Annotated in this window: 18 protein-coding genes; 2 read left to right on the top strand and 16 right to left on the bottom strand. The window is 41.6% G+C overall.

Features of this window, described 5'->3' with window-relative positions; translation table 11 throughout:
* Window positions 1–100 precede the first annotated feature (100 nt).
* The 14 genes from ICL16_RS14800 to ICL16_RS14735 form a co-directional block, all read right to left on the bottom strand.
* A complete protein-coding gene (locus ICL16_RS14800) occupies window positions 101–376 on the bottom strand; it encodes a hypothetical protein (RefSeq protein ID WP_190828899.1) in 276 nt (91 codons plus the stop codon).
* 5 nt (window positions 377–381) lie between these two features.
* The gene (locus tag ICL16_RS14795) at window positions 382–753 is read right to left on the bottom strand and encodes a GIY-YIG nuclease family protein (protein WP_190828897.1); all 372 of its coding nucleotides are present in this window, start codon (window positions 751–753) and stop codon (window positions 382–384) included.
* 266 nt (window positions 754–1,019) lie between these two features.
* The gene (locus ICL16_RS14790) at window positions 1,020–1,238 is read right to left on the bottom strand and encodes a cysteine hydrolase family protein (protein ID WP_238360780.1); all 219 of its coding nucleotides are present in this window, start codon (window positions 1,236–1,238) and stop codon (window positions 1,020–1,022) included.
* Window positions 1,228–1,398, bottom strand: coding sequence for a hypothetical protein (locus tag ICL16_RS14785; RefSeq protein WP_190828892.1), 171 nt, complete (start codon window positions 1,396–1,398; stop codon window positions 1,228–1,230). The genes ICL16_RS14790 and ICL16_RS14785 overlap by 11 nt, the downstream gene beginning before the upstream one ends.
* 250 nt (window positions 1,399–1,648) lie before the next feature.
* Window positions 1,649–3,949 carry a cytochrome-c peroxidase gene (locus tag ICL16_RS14780; RefSeq protein ID WP_190828890.1) on the bottom strand — a complete coding sequence of 767 codons (2,301 nt, stop codon included), beginning with the start codon at window positions 3,947–3,949 and terminating at the stop codon, window positions 1,649–1,651.
* Window positions 3,950–4,166: 217 nt separating this feature from the next.
* Window positions 4,167–7,034, bottom strand: coding sequence for a tetratricopeptide repeat protein (locus tag ICL16_RS14775; RefSeq protein ID WP_190828888.1), 2,868 nt, complete (start codon window positions 7,032–7,034; stop codon window positions 4,167–4,169).
* Between the two features lie 58 nt (window positions 7,035–7,092).
* Entirely contained in the window at window positions 7,093–7,353 is a 261-nt protein-coding gene (locus ICL16_RS14770; protein WP_190828886.1) for a hypothetical protein, read from the bottom strand.
* A gap of 33 nt (window positions 7,354–7,386) precedes the next feature.
* Window positions 7,387–7,647: a type II toxin-antitoxin system VapC family toxin gene (locus ICL16_RS14765; protein WP_190828884.1), complete on the bottom strand. Its 261-nt coding sequence runs from the start codon at window positions 7,645–7,647 to the stop codon at window positions 7,387–7,389.
* Window positions 7,644–7,838 carry a hypothetical protein gene (locus ICL16_RS14760; protein ID WP_202895557.1) on the bottom strand — a complete coding sequence of 65 codons (195 nt, stop codon included), beginning with the start codon at window positions 7,836–7,838 and terminating at the stop codon, window positions 7,644–7,646. Before ICL16_RS14760 ends, ICL16_RS14765 begins: the two co-directional genes overlap by 4 nt.
* A gap of 143 nt (window positions 7,839–7,981) precedes the next feature.
* Window positions 7,982–8,269 carry a hypothetical protein gene (locus ICL16_RS14755; RefSeq protein ID WP_190828882.1) on the bottom strand — a complete coding sequence of 96 codons (288 nt, stop codon included), beginning with the start codon at window positions 8,267–8,269 and terminating at the stop codon, window positions 7,982–7,984.
* Window positions 8,270–8,436: 167 nt separating this feature from the next.
* The gene (locus tag ICL16_RS14750; RefSeq protein ID WP_190828880.1) at window positions 8,437–9,354 is read right to left on the bottom strand and encodes a tetratricopeptide repeat protein; all 918 of its coding nucleotides are present in this window, start codon (window positions 9,352–9,354) and stop codon (window positions 8,437–8,439) included.
* Window positions 9,351–10,991: a serine/threonine-protein kinase gene (locus ICL16_RS14745; protein ID WP_190828877.1), complete on the bottom strand. Its 1,641-nt coding sequence runs from the start codon at window positions 10,989–10,991 to the stop codon at window positions 9,351–9,353. The genes ICL16_RS14750 and ICL16_RS14745 overlap by 4 nt, the downstream gene beginning before the upstream one ends.
* A gap of 5 nt (window positions 10,992–10,996) precedes the next feature.
* Window positions 10,997–12,313, bottom strand: coding sequence for an NB-ARC domain-containing protein (locus ICL16_RS14740; RefSeq protein ID WP_337907009.1), 1,317 nt, complete (start codon window positions 12,311–12,313; stop codon window positions 10,997–10,999).
* A gap of 26 nt (window positions 12,314–12,339) precedes the next feature.
* Window positions 12,340–12,672: a helix-turn-helix domain-containing protein gene (locus tag ICL16_RS14735; RefSeq protein WP_190828867.1), complete on the bottom strand. Its 333-nt coding sequence runs from the start codon at window positions 12,670–12,672 to the stop codon at window positions 12,340–12,342.
* Window positions 12,673–13,036: 364 nt separating this feature from the next.
* On the opposite strand from ICL16_RS14735, the gene ICL16_RS14730 reads away from it, so the two are divergent.
* Both ICL16_RS14730 and ICL16_RS14725 read left to right on the top strand, forming a co-directional pair.
* Window positions 13,037–14,197: a chymotrypsin family serine protease gene (locus ICL16_RS14730; protein ID WP_190828865.1), complete on the top strand. Its 1,161-nt coding sequence runs from the start codon at window positions 13,037–13,039 to the stop codon at window positions 14,195–14,197.
* Window positions 14,198–14,357: 160 nt separating this feature from the next.
* Window positions 14,358–14,729 (top strand): hypothetical protein, encoded by a 372-nt coding sequence (locus ICL16_RS14725; RefSeq protein ID WP_190828863.1) that lies wholly within the window; start codon window positions 14,358–14,360, stop codon window positions 14,727–14,729.
* A gap of 86 nt (window positions 14,730–14,815) precedes the next feature.
* Here the strand turns inward: ICL16_RS14725 and ICL16_RS14720 are convergent, their stop codons facing one another.
* Together ICL16_RS14720 and metK are read right to left on the bottom strand one after the other, a co-directional pair.
* Window positions 14,816–16,471: an ATP-binding protein gene (locus tag ICL16_RS14720; protein ID WP_190828861.1), complete on the bottom strand. Its 1,656-nt coding sequence runs from the start codon at window positions 16,469–16,471 to the stop codon at window positions 14,816–14,818.
* 245 nt (window positions 16,472–16,716) lie between these two features.
* Entirely contained in the window at window positions 16,717–17,979 is a 1,263-nt protein-coding gene (gene metK, locus ICL16_RS14715; protein WP_190828859.1) for a methionine adenosyltransferase, read from the bottom strand.
* Window positions 17,980–18,125 lie beyond the last annotated feature (146 nt).

Raw genomic sequence — 18,125 nt, 5'->3', positions numbered from 1 at the left:
GATAAATTTTAGCTTGTTTAAACTAGTCAGTCCTGTTTTATATTAAAAAAATTCATCACCATTAATTCTGAAGACCCAACAATTGCTTGTGTGGTATTAATTACCTCGGCATTGCTTGAGTTTTTGAGCGCTCGCCCTCAATAGCTGCTAACTGAATCTTGAGGATTTTATTCTGTTCTCTAAGTATTCCTGGTGACTCAATCTGGCAATCGTCAAAAGTCACCGAGTCCACATCTAAGAAGTGAGCGATCGCCAACTCAATCACCAATTCAGGGGGGAGTTGAGTTTCTTTAGAGTATTCCTCTATTGCCAGCTTAATACGTTCTGGTAAATAGTCCAAGATATTTTTAAGTGCGTTTGTGTCAGTTTTCTGCATAGTACTTACTCTCTCGATGGGATTCTACTGTTATATCTTGGTTTATCAATTTTTTGGAGAATTAATGATTCTAATTCTGATAGCAACCTTACCCGTTGAATTGTTACAACAAAAACCGCAATTCTTAAATCTGTTGGATCTAATCTATCAAAAAAAGCCTGGGTTAAGGCATTATGCCCACTTCGGAATCGCGCTCTTATCCCACCTGATTTGCCAATGTACAGAATTTTCTCATCCCTAGATTTAAGGGCATATATACCTGGGGATGTGGGCAACTGCTTAAAATCTCTTGTTAAAGGGAAGCATTCAGCAAATGGCTTTGAAATGAGGATTTCGAGAATCTTGTCGGCTTCCTCCCTAATTTCAGTTTCGGTCATGCTCCTATTTTTTCAGTTTAGGGGCTACGAGTGGGTAACGATCTTCATAAGCATAACCCAGTATAATCAGCTATTTTTTACTAAATTAGTAGTCATAAGCTGTCGCGCCTAAAGGTTACATATCTTTGATTTTGAGTAAAAACCGCGCTTTTCCTGCACCCCTGCTAGAATACAAGCATAACAGCTTTACTACTATAGCATAGAAGAGCATGAAAGCGATTGTAGTTCTTGAGGCTGCTTCTAGCTCGCCCTTGAACCAGGACGGGTTAGAAGCTTGCTTGATAAACCAGGCAAACGTCCGTGGTAATGCTAGCCATGATTAAATTAGTGCGATTTGTGTCTTTGACTGCTTTGACAAAGTTCTCATCGTCCCAAGCATTTACGATGCCTGCACGTTTGACTCTTGCCGAGTAGGCTTCGGGTAGACTTTCTGCTAGAGCAGTCATTAGCAAACCTTGAAACCGCTCCTCCTGGCTACTTGTCAAAACCACAGGTATCTTGAGTACCTTTGCGAATGATTGCAAGTGCAAGAGTGTTTTTCTCCACCTCGCGGCTTGGCAAGTTTTTGATGAGCTTTATAGTGCCAACTTGATGATCGATCAGAAGCAGAGCCGAGTTTTCTTGGGTGAAGTTAGAAACTTTCATTGTGCTGTTTCCCTCTGTTGTTGCCACTAATACAAACAATTAACATCATCGGTGGCTGGCATCGAAATAGAGTCAGTCGCCACCATGCCTGAATACACGTGTTTATTAGTTTGCTATGTTGATCATTGAGATCGTCAAAGAGATCTCTGGGCTTCATTGGCACTAAAAAAGCCTGGTTTACCAGGCTTTTGATCAGTTAGGAACTACGTGTTTTAAAGCAAGTCAACCCAAGGGGTGGGAGTGTTCCTATTTAGGGAGTTGCTCCCAGGAAGTTTGGCAGAGGATTACCACCGTTACGACCAACAGCCGGGATTTCTAACAGAGCATCCGTAGCTTGCCGAACACCGTCTTGGGTTTGGACGTTGGGATCGTTGGTGACGGAGTTTTGGTTTCCTGGATGTCCGTTAGGAACGAACAGTTGCGGGTGATCGAAGGGCGCTCTTTGAAAGCGGACTCGCTCATCAGTCAACCCTTTCATAAACGCAACTAGCGATTGTTTTTCCTCTGGTGTGAGGTTCAGCACAGGTAAACCGCCAAAGTCACCGCCCCGATTGTAAAAATCAACTACTTGCTCTAGAGTCAACTGACCACCATTGTGGAAGTAGGGAGCAGTGAGTTCCACATTGCGGAGTCCCGGTGTTTTGAAGGCTCCGTCTGCAGTTACAGGTTCAGTAGAGCTAAGCGGGGGATTGAGGGTAGGAGGGTTTTCGCCCAAGAGCTGCTGAAATGTCCCTTGCTGAGCTAGTCGTACCTCCGACAGTGGATTGCCCTGTGGATTTCCGAACTCATCATTACCATCTATACCATCATTACCACCCAAACCGGGGTCTTCGCTAGCAGGTCTGACACCGATACTGAAGAAGCCAGTGTCCTCAGGGCGTCTTGGACCAAAGGGCGCACGAGTAATTCGTCCCCTTTGAGCGACGCTGCTTACTGACGCTTGCGTCAATTCCGCTCCGGCATGGCAGCCAATGCACAAACCCTTGTTTTGGAAAATGTTCCAACCTTGTTGTTGCTGGGTAGTCAGAGCATTAGTGTTTCCAGCTAAGAACTGGTCAAATGGTGTATTAGCAGACACTAGTGTTGACTCGTATGCCTGAACTGCTAGCCCAAAGAAAAGCGAGAAGTTGTACTCCATCAGCGTGTATTCGATGGTACTCAAGCGTCGCTGCGGCTTGCGCAAGAAAGTTCGCTTGCCAGTTTGTGGATCGATGCGGATGATGATATTGGAACGCCACCACTCCGGCTTGAAGGCATCTTCGATCAGCGCCTCATAAGACTTTTTCAAACCAGGTCTAGGCGATCGCGCAGTAGATTTGCTTAAAGAACCCAAAACGCTGTCATCATAAGCCACAATCTGCTTAGCAAGGGGCTGTACAGAAAGTAGTTTCTTACCAAGTTTCCTACCTATCCTTCTAAAACGCGGACTATCTGACGCCTGAAGTTGTTGCTCTGTGGAGTTAGCATCCGTTGAGCGCTCCGCATCAGCGTTATTGTTAACAGTCTGACCTTGTGCGTTGAACACACTAACTGTATCCTCTGTTTCGGACTCTTCAACCCTAAATGGCGCGATCGGTAAGTTTTCAGACGCAGTCTCAAGAGCATTGAGTGGCGGTCCTACTGCTTGTGAAGCTAGAGACGAATTATTGAGACTGATTGCCACATCTTCTAGCCGCCTTGGTCTAGTTGCTTTTAAAACAAAAGCATTTTTATCTCTCAACCCCAAGGGATTCACCCCGTTAAAAGTGTTCTGAGCCAGTCCGTCCCAGAAGTTACGAAAGTTGAACACTGCGTTGATCACTGTCGGTGAATTGCGGGGCGTTACTCTGCGTACATTTGTACCATTCACATTGAAGACGTCATCCTCTAGAGGCGTCACCTTGTCTTTGTCACTGCCTGGAACGACATCAACAAATTCTGATCTAAAGACTCCCTGAGAGCCAGTCACGTCATTACTGTCAGAAACAACATTTGAGGATATGTTATTCGGATCTGCCAGCTTATGGAAGGGGTAATCTGCTGCTGTCAGTTGGTAGTTCGGACCACCTCCAGTAGTGAAATTTCTATCCCGTAAACCTGGACTGATCTGGTTTTTGGATCTGTTGTCTGCTCCGGCATGAAAGTGACAACTGGCACAAGATTGAATGCCATCGCTGCCCAGCTGCATATCCCAGAAAAGAGACTTTCCTAGTGCGATCGCCGCTACCTTGTTCTGGATAAAGTCCCCAAGATTATCTGGTTCTGGAACCTTTACCTGGTTAAGTGGAGGTAGCGCAGTGATCTGCGCTGAGACACTGTGTCCAACTATAATGGTTACTGTCAGGAGCGTGGTGATCAACGCGCCTCTTTTCATGCTCCTAGACAATTGAGAAGATAGCTGGGTGAGTCCAGTTACTATCTTTGCTGCCAAGTTTGTAATCACTTGTAGAAGTTTTGACAGCAGATTGATCGAGGGGGGAGCGGAGCGGTTCCTGCTCCTACTTGCCTTTTGATTGTCTTCCAATTCTAATTTAGGCAAGCCGCTATGGTTCGTATTTTTACCATTGCTCATGGCTAAATTCTTTTTCTATTTTGCTTATTTTGTTGTCAAATTTTGTGTGAATTTATACTTGCTTTTTGACAAAAACGTGTGTTCCTTTGAACAGATTTTTTTCTGACTTATTCCAAAGTATAATTTGTATTAGCTATTTAAATTTCAGAATATATCAAATTTTACATTTTACAGAGATAATAAGGACTAAAGCCCTGACTACGAAAAATGTCCATGTTTACAAACCATTGCCAATTAAAATAAAAGGTGCCCAGTAATAGGGGTGACTGAGACGATCTGTCACCTTCGGCGGTAAGCGATCGCGTGTTGATTGAAGAATTCCTCTGTCTTGTGGCGCTATTTCTGAGTAGTTGCCTGTAATCATGGCAATTTGGCTGTAGCGTAAAGCTTCTGCCTTGGTAATGCCTTGACGCAACGCTGCATAAAAAGTACTCATCAACGCTTGTGTACCACCATCATTTACTTTCCATAAAGAAGCGATTGCTGCTCTTGCGCCTGCATCTTGCATCTGATAGCCAAACCCCAAAATCTCTTCGCCATTACCACTTATAGCTGTTTGACAACCACTTAAAACTACTAAATCTACATTAGGAAGTGACCAGTTTTGAATTTCAGCCAACGTGATCTTATCACCATCACCCAACAAAATAAAAGAATCTTCTGGCTTTCCCGTCACAAACATGGCATGAGTCGCCATATGTACAAAAGTATAATTGTTCAAAAAAGGGATAGTTTTTTCGCGACTAAATTCACTATCTAAAAGTTTCTTAGTTCCCGGCATCATCGCCGCCAAATTTTCTACTTCCGCTCCTGCATATGGTAAACTAGAAAATGCTAACGCAGCAGATCCAACTGTAACAATGTGACGACCTGTAGTTGCCCCTGCTAAAATTTGAATTTTTGGTAAAGGTTTAGTGTCGAGTTCTGTTAAACTCACAGCAGTAATATAGTTAGTACGGAAACGTTGTACCAGCCACTGTTTACCATCATATAAAGCAGATAAAGGAATGTAACGTAACTGCCCATCGGGCGCGTAAATGATAGTTTTGGCATTGGCGGCAGCAAGTTCTTTTTCTATCGGTTTAATTAACCAGTTATACAATTTTTGTGCTGCAACTTTGACATTTGCATCGGGATTTTCTAAAGCTTGCCGTAACTCAACAATCGCCCGGTTGAGTTCTTCCTTTTTCACCTCAACTTTACGACGAATTGGGGGTGTGTAAGGCGTTGTTAATACCAATTCTAAACGATTTTCTAATATTAAAGGATACAGCAATACGGCATTTTGGTTCAACCGTTGTAAGTTATCTGGCAAGGTTTTCAGTAACCGAAGAGGCACACTTTGCTGTCTTGCTGTAGAATTTAACTGTGCTAATGCCGCAACAACTTCCTCACTCTTGAGAAATTCGTTAAATTCTTGGCTAATTTCCTGCTGTTGTTTAGTAATCTGTGCTATCTGGTTAACTTGCTCTTGATTGCGTTTGTCGAGGGGAATGTTTTGTAATTCAGCAAGTTTTTTACCTAGTTGAATTTGTCTATTTAAAATGGTATCTAAGCCATCATTAATTTGTTTCTCAGGTGGTAATGCATCAATACCCAAGGCAGTTTTTTCGTTTCCCCGTACATTACGTAGATAATCATCTAATTCTTGTACTTTGAGTAAATCCAAAACTTGTTGTGCTTCTAACACTCTGTCTTCTTGTAACAGCAAATCTGCAAGTCGGCGATAGGTATCAGCTATGGTTACTGTGTAAGATTGCTGTTGTTTAGGTGCAAGCGATCGCAATTCTTTGCGAATGGCTTCGGTAACGTTAACTGATTGCTTGTAGAAAATAATGGCTAATTTTGGCTGGTTTTGTTTTGCTAGCACATCGCCTATATTACTTAAGATAACTCGAACAGTTTGCCGTTGCGCTGCTTCCCGACTAATGACTAACGCTTGTTGATATGCTTCTAAAGCTTGGGAATACTTACCTAAACTTTTGTAAACAGTTCCTATACTATCGAGAGTACGCCCAACCGAAGGGCGAGTGCCTACTTTTTGAAGAATAGCCAACGCTTCTTCAAGAGACTTGAGTGCTAGAGAATACTGCCCCAAAGCTTGATAAGTAAAGCCAATATTATTGAGAGTTTTACCAACATTTGCCTGATTACCAATACTTCTAAAAACAGAATAAGCTTGCTGATAAAATTCTAAGGCTTGGGAATGCTTCTTCATGTGATTGTAGGCGAAGCCAAGATTATTCAGTGTCGTACCAACGCCTGAATAGTCACCTATTTTGCGGCGGATTGCCAAGCTTTGCTGATAATATTGTATAGCTGAAATATATTGACCGAGTTCACTCTCAATTAATCCAATGTTATTAAGAATATTGCCTTGCTCTCGCAAATTTTGAGCAGATTGAGCATTCGCTAAAGCAAGCTGAGAAAGCTTAAGTGCTTGGGAATACTGCCCCTGTTCATAATACACTCCCCCAATACTGTTAAGAGTGTGGGCTATACTTGTCTTATTACCAATTTTCTGGTGGATATCAAGAGTGCGCTGATAGTATTCTAATGCTTTATTATACTGCCCTGTAGCTTGATAGATTCCACCAATATTATTAAGGATATCAGCAGTTACACCTACTTCTGGGCTAATCGCCAAAGCTTGCTGATAGTAAGAGAGTGCTTGTGAATAATTACCGAGATGATTGTAAACTGCCCCCAAGCTATTGAGAGTATCACAAATTCTGTGGCGCTCGCCTATATTACGGTAAAGTACCAATGCTTGATTGAGGAAATCGCTGGCGTTTTGATATTGAGCTAGTTGGATGTAAGTGATTCCGATAGCGTAGAGAGTTTTGGCAATATCCTCTTGTTTACCATGCCGATAAATTTCGAGAACTTTTTGATAAGTTTTGAGAGCTTGTGAGAACTGACGTTGATTATATTGCTCAACCCCCAAGTCATACAATTGCTTTGCTTGTTGAAAGGTTGAATGGGAGATAGTGGTTGTTAATACTGGTTGTGGATACAGTGGCGAAGTCAGTCCGAGAAGCATTGCAGCGATCGCCAAGCGCCAGTTAAGATCGGGTAAACGCATGAGAAAAGCTTTACCTTAATTTTATCTCGCTGATGACAGGTTAGGAGAAAATGATGAACTACGTACTTGAGCGAGCACCCTCGATAGCTGCTAACTGAATCTTGAGGATTTTATTCTGTTCTCTAAGAATACCTGGTGACTCAATCCGACAATCGTCAAAAGTCACAGAGTCTACATCTAAGAAATGAGCTATCGCCAACTCAATCACCAATTCCGGGGGAAGTTGGGTTTCTTGAGAGTATTCCTCTATTGCCTGTTTAATACGTTCTGGTAAATAGTCCAAGATAGGTTTAAGTGCGTTTGTGTCAGTTTTCTGCATAGTAATTAATTATTCAATGTCATTTTGAGCGCACTAATCCTCGATTGTCCAATCTTCAAAGTGCAAGCCAGGTACAGGCAAAAAATCTCGTTGGTTGCGCGTTACTAAAATGCCATTAAGAGAAGTTACAATTGCCGCAATTCGTAAATCTTGCGTACCGATACGAATTTTTTGCTTGAGTAATTTTGTGTAGCAATTAGCAGCATTTGGATTGAATTCGAGTACGTTGATAGTTTTAAAATCTTCTAATGTTTCTTGCAATTGTGTGTAAGCTAATACTAAAGCTAAACTCACGCTTGCTCTTCCTCAGCGTCCAGTTGTCGGTAATATTCTGCCATTTCTGCATCTCGTTCACGTCGATATACTTCTATATCCGCCAGCATATCATCGAATTGTGGGTCATCCTTATACTTACCCGCAAATTTCATCCAAGGATGCTCAGATTTTGACTTATCAGTAATATTTTTGACTAAATTGGTAGTCATAAGCTATAACGTCTCAAAATTGCATATCTTGAATTTTTGGGAAAAATCGCGCTGCCGCTGCAACCCTGCTGTGAAATGCTGTAGACTACAAGTCTAACGGTTATACCAGCATAGCATAAAGCGCATGAGAGCGATTTTTTCCATTACTTAGGACCATTAATAATTGGGGGATTATCCCAAATGCCTTGATCGTTCTTCGTATGTCTGACAGGAGAAACAAACTCTTGTGTATTGGAAACATTAGAAATGTTGCCTTGAATCAGATGAGAAATAAGAGTAGCAAAAACCTGCTCACCAATTTCCTGATAAATATCTCGTGCCTTTTGGTAAGCTATTAAAGCTTCCTCATACTGCCGATTAGCATGTTCAACCAACAGAGTCGCTTCAACTTTACGCGCATCTTTATCTTGAGATAAACCTTGGTAACTCATACAACAAAGCTCCACTTCGAGAGTGATTTCAAAATTAATTGGCACAAACATAGCTACCAAATCAAATCACCACATTCCGGATACACCTCCCCTCTCTTCCTCTCTTCCTCTTTCCTTGGCGCTCTTCTCCTGGCGGAGACGCTGCGCGAAGGCGTCTTGGCGGTTCATCAAATCAAACTTCTCTTCATCAAATCCACCTGCCCATTCAACTCCCTAACCCGTAGCGTATTACCCAAAGCCTTATAAACATCACGTGCTTGACTAAACCATTTAACAGCCTCACCTTTCTCCCCAATCGCCACATACAACCTACCCAAAGCAGAAGAAATCTCTGCCAATTCTGGCAAATCCTGAGAAGACTTCGCCAACTTAACAGCTTCCTTATAATTAATCTCCGAGAGCAAACTCACACCCGTAAGCCAGTAAAGATTCCCCAATTGATGATGCACGCTAACATCCTTAACCCCACCAGCCACCATTGCCTCAAGCGTTTCAATCGCCTCCGACTTCAAATCAGCACCACTATAAATATAAGCACTCGCCAATCCTCTCACCTTCTGTGGTATTTGTTGACTATTCAATTGAGCGATCGCCACCTTAACAACTTGAGCAACAGAAGTAGGCAATAACCTAAATCCCCGTGCAGATTCTTGTACTTCTGCCGATGACTTACCACTATCAGCTTTAACACTTAATAAATACTCTACCCCAGCCTCAAGTACTGGTTTTCCTGGATACACAACTTCATTTTTACCTACCGTCGTTTCCCAAACAGTTTTGTCACCCTTAACCAGACTTACAGTATAACTTTTAGCATCCAAAAGAGAATTCCAGCGTAGCTTTGGCTGATTAGATAATAATAAAGTATTGCGAGGACTAATCACATAAGGAATATCAGTAGGACTACGAGCTACAGAGGTATCACCATTGCCACAATTTTGTGCAACCAGTACCTCATTACTCCTACCACCATCTGCCACGATTCGCTCAGGTACAACCAAAATCAAAAGCAAAAACAAAACAGCAAAAAATAGGAGAAAAATACTTCTTTGTTTCCCCTTAGCACCCATTACAGCATACCTCATAACCCTATTCCTTTCTTTTTGTGTCTTTGCGGTTCGCGCTCATTAACAACTGAGGATACAACAGAGTAATCCTTTGAATTTTCATCTTTCTTGGTACGAGACGCTATCCACTGCTTTACATCTGGATCATTGTCCTTGTAATATTTATCACACTTATCCCAAGCAGCGACAGAAACACTACCTTGACGTTCTAAAAGCATAGCTTGGAGACAATGAGCACTAGAGCGCGTGCCACTCAGTTCAATCGCCTTTTTCAGATTAACTTCCGCCTCTTGGTAACGCCCCAATTTCATTTGCGCCCAACCAAGGTTTTTCAACATTGCATATTTAGTTGTGGTTTCTTGAGCAAGTGGCAAACCTGAATTGAGCAGAGGCATTGCGAGTGCCGATTTGTTGTCCAAAATATACAATCGCGCTAAGTTGTTATAAGCTTTATCAAAACCCTGCTGAACAGATATCTCGTAAGCTGCACGCGCTTTAGGCATATTTTGTCGATCTTCGTAAAGCACTCCCAAGTTGTAATTAGCTTTGGGATTTTTGGGCTGAAAAACTAGAGCTAATTTGTAGTAAAACTCAGCAGCATTCAAACGTTTGTTTTTATAGTCAGCAAACCCTTGTCGATTTAATTGGGAAGCAATAGTTGGGGAAAAATTCCACAAGCCACCAACCCCTAACAACAATAAACTAGCTAAAGCTAAATAAAAACCTTTGTTGTGGCGTGGTGTATCTTTGGCATTGCACTTCGATACCAGAGAGCTAATACCTGGTATCGTCTGCGCGAATGACAAAAGGGAGTATGGTTGAGTTTGTTGTAGGTATTGTAATATTTCTGGGCAATTTTGCGGTCTTTGTCCAGGAAAAGGAGCCATGAGGCGCTCGATCAAATCTGCCAAATGCTGTGATACATTTGCCTCGTCACGCCAAATTAATTCTCCTGTTTGGGGGTTTTTGGGAAACTCCAATGGTGATTTACCAGTAAGTAAATAGACAAAGCTACGTCCTAGAGCAAAAAAATCTGATTGTGGCACAGCATAACCTTCAGCTTGTTCTGACGGTGTGTAACCAGCAGAAATAAGTACAGTACCTGTTTCGTTACCTTTTTGTTTTTGTAAGTAGCTTGTTGTCACTTCTCGCACAGCACCAAAATCAATCAGCACTAGCTGCCCGTTTGGTCTGAGCATAATGTTTGATGGTTTAATATCTCTGTGAAAATACTGATGTTTATGTAATTCTTGAATAATTTTTACTAACTGAGTTAACCATTCACAGGCTTGTTCTGTGGTGATGGGTTGATTACCTCTGGCTTGCAACCAATCTTCTAAGTTAGTACCTGGTATTTTCTCCATCACTAGACAGTGCCACGGCTCACTTGTACCTTCACTCCAAGTAAAATATCCAGGTGGCTCTACCAGCGGAATGCCGGGATGCCGAATTTTACTCAACAATTGGGCTTCTCGCTGGAATAGGGCGATCGCCTTATTTTTCACTGTTGGGTTATAAAAACGCTCTAACCTGAGAACTTTGAGTACTTTTAGTGTACCGCCATCATCCACCTCAAACACCTGACCAAAACCACCGCAACCAATTTGACGGACAACTCGGAAGCGATTTTGAAGTATAACTCCTGGACAAATCATGGCGGTTACCACCCTGTTTCTGTTATTCTCAGCAGCTTTTGTAGATTGTATTCTGCGTATCCATTTCCTCGTCCGGGATACCCACGTAATTGTGAAAGCAGATTTTGTAGCTGCTCTTTTATAGCATTGGTATTTTCCATAACCAAATGTAGACGCTCCTGAATCCGTGTAAGTATGAGACGCACTTGCCGACACTGCTGGACATCATCTGATTCCTGCTTAACGAGGGCATGGGTTCTAAGTAACCCTAGTTTTTCAATAGACTTGGTTCTAATTACTTCAATAATATTCTGGCAGATTTTTTCTACAAATAAATTAGTAACATATTTCATGATCACAGGTTGGAGGGTGAACAAGGCTGTACTATCAACCGAGGTTTGTTCTTGTTCCATTAGCAAAAGACTAGCCTTATCGATCAAACATCGCCTGGAAAGAGATTCTAGCACTGCTAGTAACTCAGAACTAGATACCCCAACCCCTAAGTTGGTTTTTAATTGCTCAAGTGAAATTGGCTGACATTCAATTGCCAACCAGTACATAATTTTTTCTTCTAAAGAAGATAAACGTGCAAATTGTTCGTTCAAAAGATGAGAAAAAATATCTCCAATCACTAACGAACTTTGCTGCATAAATTGGCAGATGTTACCATTAAATAAATCTTTAATTGTGGTGGCAACAATTTTTAACGCCGTAGGATGACCTCGGTATAGTTGAATTAGTTCTTCTAAACCTTTTTCTGTCTCAGAAAAACCTTTTGTCGCCAAAAGCTTTATAGCATCTTGTCGCGGAAAACCTTTGAGAAGCAAAACACGCACAGGTAAAGTAACACCCGCAAGTTCCGCTAATTCTATTGGTTTTTCCCGACTCAAGAATACCAATGTGCTTTGGTGAGGTTCTTCTCCTACACGCTTGAGCAACTCTCCATAACCTTCATAGCCTTGGCGATAGTAGCCAGCTATGTCTCCACTACTTAGAACCGTCTCCCAATCATCAAGGATGAGCAAACAGCGCTTGCGCCGCAAGATTTTTAGCAGGCAGGAGATTTGACAATCTACAGTTTCTGGTATGACGGTTTGTGACTCTTTTGTCAGTAATTCGTTTAAATCTGTCAAGATTGAGACTAAGGGTGGGGCATGACGGAGACTTCGCCAAATCAGGTATTCAAACTCACCTTGGATTTGTTGTGCCAGTTTAACGGCGAGAGTAGTTTTACCAATGCCTCCCATACCTAATATTGTTACCAAACGGCAGCGATCTTGTATTATCCATTGAGTGAGGGTAGTAAGTTCATCATGGCGACCAAAAAAAACAGATACATCAATTGCCTCTCCCCAATCTGTACCCTCCTTTAATCCCCCCGAACTTCGGGGGGAAGAGGGGGGTTAGATTCCCCCACTCTTGTACTCCCCCACTCCCTCACTGTTGCCCGCCTCTCCAGTGCTGCTTGAAAGTTTGTTTTACTTACCTTTTCTCCCAGTACTTCTGAAAGTAGATGCCATAACCTCGGACCAACGTATTGTTTGAGGTATTTGGGAGTATAGCCATAAATTTTGGCGATATCATCATAATTTTGACCTTGCCAAGATCCTCGAAGAATGGCGATTTCGATGTCTTTTAAATGTCTACGTATCTTGGCAAAAACTGCGGCATCAGTTACTTGTAGAACTATTTCAAAATCCATGTTTCAGGATGGTTTTTTATCAAAATTTTTCTAATATCTTATTCTATTTCCTAAATTTAGAAATTGTCACGCTATGGCAATTTTAATTGAGTTATGAACCGCCAAGACGCCTTCGCGCAGCGTCTCCGCCAGGAGAAGAGCGCCAAGCTGAACTAGTTTTTAATCTCAACTGAATAAATTTTTATGAGTTTTTATGAAGTTATCTGACCTGCTCTACAATTTTCACCTTAAGTTCAGCAAATAAAACTTATTAACTTATCAGTATCGACGCTTTTTATTTTCTCGAAGAACCTATAGATATGGGTTCAGTAAACCCTGTCTCTGGTCAAAAGAGAGTTTAATTACAATTACACAAAGGTGAATCATGACAAACTCACAAACAAACGAAGAATTTGAAATACCCACAGAAAGCACAACTAATCAGTATCAGATGCAATCTGAGTTTGAAGAAGCTGCTGTACCTGAAAATGTTAATACCGAAGAGGCAGCTATGCCTGTACCAAGTGCAGATCAATATTCTGGTGTAGATGAAAATCTGGTGCAGATTAAAACACAGATTGAAAGTCAACTATCTCGACTAGTTGGTGTTTCAAGCTCACAAGCCTTATTCGCTCCTCAAGGAGCTAACAACATTGTTGGTGTTGGTTTAGGTGTTCCTGATGAACCTTCGAGTTTAGGTTTGACACCTGGTGCTACGGCAATCAATGTCTATGTTGTAGAACAAACTTCCGTAGATGAGATCAAATCTGTTCTCGTTGACTCTATGGGTATTTCAGCAGCTGCCAGCGATAATGTTCCTATTAATGTGGTTGTATCTGGAATTATCGATGTACAACCGCATCGATTCTGTATGAGGCCTGCTCCTGGGGGTGTCTCTGTGGGACATTTCAAGATTACAGCAGGTACATTAGGCTGTCTGGCTTATCGCCCCAATCGGCTCTTGATTCTTAGCAACAATCATGTCCTTGCCAACACAAATAATGCTAGTTTTGGCGACCATATTTACCAACCTGGACCTTATGATGGTGGCAAGAATGCTTGTAGTCCAAACCCCATCGCTATTTTAGAGCGGTACGTTCCGATTTACTTTGATGGCAGATGCAACTATGTTGATGCTGCCACTGGTTGGGCTTGGCCCGATCGCGTTCGTCGTGAGCTAGTCTATCTTAGTGGCGGAAAGCCTGAACTTTTCCGCATTAGCAGCCTGATTAGAGATCCTCAATTAAACATGATTGTAGGCAAGTCGGGACGCACAACTCAGTTAACTAGAGGTCAGATTACTGACATCAATGCTAGCGTTAGGGTGAACTACGGTAGTGGTCGTGTTGCTTTGTTCTGCGATCAGATTATTATACGTGGTCTTGGCGGCGACTTTAGTGCTGGCGGTGACTCTGGTTCTTCCATCTGGACTTGGGATAATCAACGTAACCCTGTTGGTTTGCTATTTGCTGGTGGTGGCGGCTTAACTATTGCGAACAAGATGCGTACTGTGTTGCGGGCTTTGGATGTTAGCCTTTATACCTAAATGATGACTACGCCTTGAACTTCAGTTCAAGGCTAATAGCTCAAGTCAGAAGACAGCTGACTGCAAGAGTTACGCAGTTAGCTGAAGCTGGACTTGAGTTTTTAACATGATCCTTTTGTGCCTCCTGAGGATCGGGGAGTTGGGGGAATGACGACTTGCCATGATGCTGAGATTAATATTTTCTACAATACTGTTATTACTTTTCAACTTTACTGGAGCTATTGCGGCAATGGAAATAGACCAAAATCCCAGTTTTGACAATCCTAATTTGAATCCACTGGTGGAAGAAGTAGCTATGCCCTTTACTATGTCGCTGAATCCTCAATCTCAAATTGAGCGTGTTAAGCAAAAACACGAGCAGAGATTACTATCTATTGACGGGGTGGTTGGCGTTGGTATCCAAAGAAATGAAATTGGGCAGGAAGTAATTGTGGTTTACTTACGAGATGCTGGGGTGCAAAAATCTATACCTAGTAATTTGGAAGGCTTTGTGGTGAAGACAGAAGTTACTGGCTTTTTTGATGCCTTTTAATAAATCAAAAGTTTAGTCAGCTGTCTTCTGACTTTAGCTATAAGCCTAGAACTTCAGTTCTAGGTTCTAGGCGCTAGGCGGATTGTCTAGTCTTTAACCTTCAAAGGTAAGCTAACTGTGAAAATTGAACCCACTCCTGGTTCACTTTCGACAAAAATATTACCCCCCATCATATGGCAAAAGTGACGGCTAATTGCTAAGCCTAACCCTGTACCACCATACTTTTTCGTAGTGGAAGCATCTCCTTGAGTAAAGGGTTGAAATAACTGCTGCTGTTGCTCATATGACATACCAATTCCCGTGTCTCTAACAGCAAAGATAATAATTTCACTGAGGATGTTATCTATTTCAACTTTTTCTTTTTTTACTAAAAGCTTTACTTTTCCGTTAGTGGTGAATTTGGCGGCGTTACTCAGTAAATTGTATAGTACTTGCCGTAGCTTTGTTTGGTCAGTATACATGATACCTAGTTCTTGCTCGAAGTCAACTTCTAAAACATTGGCATTGATTTCTATTAAAGGTTTGACTGTGAAGACTACGTTATTAATTAACGCGGCTAACTCAAATGTTTCTGGGTAAAATGTCATTTTACCTGCTTCAATTTTTGATAAGTCTAGGATATCGTTGATTAAGGTTAGTAAGTGTCTTCCTGAAGAGTTGATGGATTCAAGATCGGCAATAAAGTCATCTGTTAAATTCAGATCGACAGCATCATCTTCTAGTAGTTTGCTTAAGCCGATGATGGCATTTAATGGTGTACGTAACTCGTGACTGATGTTGGCAAGAAACTGACTTTTTGCTTTGTTAGCAGATTCTGCTTGTTCTTTGGCTTGTTCTAATTCTTTTGTGTGTTTAGATACTTGTTCGATCAGTCGATTGAGCGATTTGGCTAATAATCCAATTTCATCTTCGGTGGTGATGGGGGCGCGTAAATCGAAATTAGATTTTTTTGCTACTTGTTCAGCAACTTGAGTTACTGTGATTACTGGCTCTGCGATCGCTCGCGAAGTTCGCCATGCTATAATTGCGGCGATCGCCACTGATAGTAGCATACTCGCAATTACAATTAATCTTTCTACTCCTTTTGCTTGATCTAAATCTTTTTTCTTTTCCTGTTCTTGTTCTTGTGCGCTTTGTAGAATGTTACTTAATCTTTTACATAACTGATCTATTTCTACTGCTGTATCACCAGCCATAATTGCTAACAGCCTATTTCGCGTAGCTGTAGTCTGTCCCTGTTGCAATTGTTGTAAGGCGGACTCTATTTGTCTTGTGTATGAATCTATATTTGTGGAGTACTCATATAATAAAGTTTGTAAAGTTGATTCAGTTGCTGCTAATTTTCCTGGCTTACCTTTAAGAAAGCTGGTAATTCTACGCTCTACTTCTTTGGCATTTTTAACACTTTTCTCAAATTCTGTTTTCTTGCTGGCAAGTTTTTCGGGATTTTCGATTACAGCTACTAAGCCGAAGCTATTTATTTGTGCACTTATTAATGCTTCCTTATAATCAGCTAACATTTGAGCTTGAAAAGTAGCATGATTTAATTGTCTAATTTCCAATGCTCTGTAGTAGTTAGAAATTATTAATCCAGTAAGTGAACCAAAAAAACCGATTCCAATTGCCAAAAAGTACCCATAGCCAATTTTTTGATGGATGCGCCAAGAACTAGCTTTGAGTTTCCCTCTAGAGGGAAATTCTATCGTTGGGAGTTCATCGGTGGAGGGCTGATTGGCTGACACTGATAAATCATTGACTAAGGTGAAGACCTGATACTTTTCTAATTTTAGATTTCTTACTCATAAAAGTGGCAAATTATATTAATTATTAACTAAATACATATCTTGACACTCTACAAACATTTATACTTCTGTGTAGAAACCATAAACGCCAAACTGCACAGTCCTGATTATAGCTAATTATTTTTGATATGCACATTTTTAGGGCGAACTACCGTTCGCCCTACGCAGTTAATTAAGTTTGTGGATTAGGCGATCGCCGCCGACAGTAACTTGTCTGCTGCTTGCTTAAGTAATTCTACTTTGTCAAGCTTTTCCCAAGGCAAGTCGAGATCGTTTCTGCCCAGATGACCATAAGCCGCGACGTCCTGATAAAAACGTCCGCCTCTTTCACTTGGTAGATTACGTAAATTGAAGGAATGGATAATTCCTGCCGGACGCAGTTCAAAATGCTGTTTCACCAATTCCAACAAAGTCTCATCATCGACTTTCCCTGTACCAAAAGTCTCCACAAGAATGCTCACTGGTCTTGCTACCCCAATAGCATAACTTAGCTGGACTTCACATTTTTCTGCCAAACCTGCAGCGACAATATTTTTTGCCACATGGCGACAAGCATAAGCTGCACTGCGGTCTACTTTAGTGGGATCTTTTCCGGAAAAAGCTCCACCACCATGACGTGAGTAGCCACCGTAGGTGTCAACAATAATTTTGCGCCCAGTTAGACCAGAATCACCTTGAGGTCCACCAATGACAAACTTGCCTGTGGGGTTGACTAAAAAGCGTGTTTCTGCATCTGGCTTCACATCAATGTCGCCGAATACTGGTTCCACAACAATAGACCAGAGGTCTTGTTTAATTTTGGCTTGTACTGCTGCTTCATCAGTGATGTCACCGATTGTTGCTGTATGCTGAGTTGAAACCAGAATCGTATCAATACCTACAGGTTTACCGTTCTCATAGACCACAGTTACCTGAGTTTTACCATCTGGACGTAAGTATGGTAATTGACCTGTTTTACGTACTGCTGCTAGTCTACGAGCAATTCTATGCGCGAGACAGATGGGCAAAGGCATGAATTCTGGCGTTTCGTTACAAGCGAAGCCAAACATAATCCCTTGATCGCCTGCACCAACCTTGTCGAATAGTTCATCACTATCCTCAACGCGGGTTTCCTGAGCGGTATTAACACCTTGGGCAATATCAGGAGATTGTTCGTCCAAAGCAATGAGAACACTTGCACTATTAGCAGAAAAGCCGTTATCGGCATCAGTGTAGCCAATTTCGGCAATTTTCTTGCGAGCAAGCTCGACGTAATTAACATGAGCTTTGGTAGTAATTTCACCAGTAATTAATACTAAACCAGTATTAACTACTACTTCAGCTGCAACACGGCTGCTTGGGTCTTGTGTCAGTAGGGCATCAATAATAGTATCAGAAATCTGATCGCAGATTTTATCTGGATGTCCTTCGGTCACAGACTCGGAGGTAAAAAAATAGCGACGTGACAAATTAAATTCCTCCTTGAGTAGGTTGTAAACTGACTAAATTTACACAATTAGTTCAGTCGCTTCAACCTGAGATCATAACAATATTTTTATAATTTATCGTCGCTATTATGTTATCTTCACAAATCTCGGCAAAATTAAAACAGAAG

Origin of the sequence: Iningainema tapete BLCC-T55 (assembly GCF_014698965.1) — a bacterium.
In the GTDB taxonomy this organism is placed as follows: domain Bacteria; phylum Cyanobacteriota; class Cyanobacteriia; order Cyanobacteriales; family Nostocaceae; genus Iningainema; species Iningainema tapete.
This window is presented reverse-complemented; position numbering and strand designations above follow the sequence as displayed.

Bases quoted from the DNA above. Each gene is read 5' to 3' on its own strand.
- ICL16_RS14760 (WP_202895557.1), bottom strand. From the start codon at position 7,838: ATGACTACCAATTTAGTCAAAAATATTACTGATAAGTCAAAATCTGAG.
- ICL16_RS14775 (WP_190828888.1), bottom strand. From the start codon at position 7,034: ATGCGTTTACCCGATCTTAACTGGCGCTTGGCGATCGCTGCAATGCTT.
- ICL16_RS14735 (WP_190828867.1), bottom strand. From the start codon at position 12,672: ATGGATTTTGAAATAGTTCTACAAGTAACTGATGCCGCAGTTTTTGCC.
- ICL16_RS14755 (WP_190828882.1), bottom strand. From the start codon at position 8,269: ATGAGTTACCAAGGTTTATCTCAAGATAAAGATGCGCGTAAAGTTGAA.
- ICL16_RS14750 (WP_190828880.1), bottom strand. From the start codon at position 9,354: ATGAGGTATGCTGTAATGGGTGCTAAGGGGAAACAAAGAAGTATTTTT.
- ICL16_RS14780 (WP_190828890.1), bottom strand. From the start codon at position 3,949: ATGAGCAATGGTAAAAATACGAACCATAGCGGCTTGCCTAAATTAGAA.
- ICL16_RS14725 (WP_190828863.1), top strand. From the start codon at position 14,358: ATGATGCTGAGATTAATATTTTCTACAATACTGTTATTACTTTTCAAC.
- ICL16_RS14785 (WP_190828892.1), bottom strand. From the start codon at position 1,398: ATGAAAGTTTCTAACTTCACCCAAGAAAACTCGGCTCTGCTTCTGATC.
- ICL16_RS14730 (WP_190828865.1), top strand. From the start codon at position 13,037: ATGACAAACTCACAAACAAACGAAGAATTTGAAATACCCACAGAAAGC.
- ICL16_RS14795 (WP_190828897.1), bottom strand. From the start codon at position 753: ATGACCGAAACTGAAATTAGGGAGGAAGCCGACAAGATTCTCGAAATC.
- ICL16_RS14745 (WP_190828877.1), bottom strand. From the start codon at position 10,991: ATGATTTGTCCAGGAGTTATACTTCAAAATCGCTTCCGAGTTGTCCGT.
- ICL16_RS14800 (WP_190828899.1), bottom strand. From the start codon at position 376: ATGCAGAAAACTGACACAAACGCACTTAAAAATATCTTGGACTATTTA.
- ICL16_RS14770 (WP_190828886.1), bottom strand. From the start codon at position 7,353: ATGCAGAAAACTGACACAAACGCACTTAAACCTATCTTGGACTATTTA.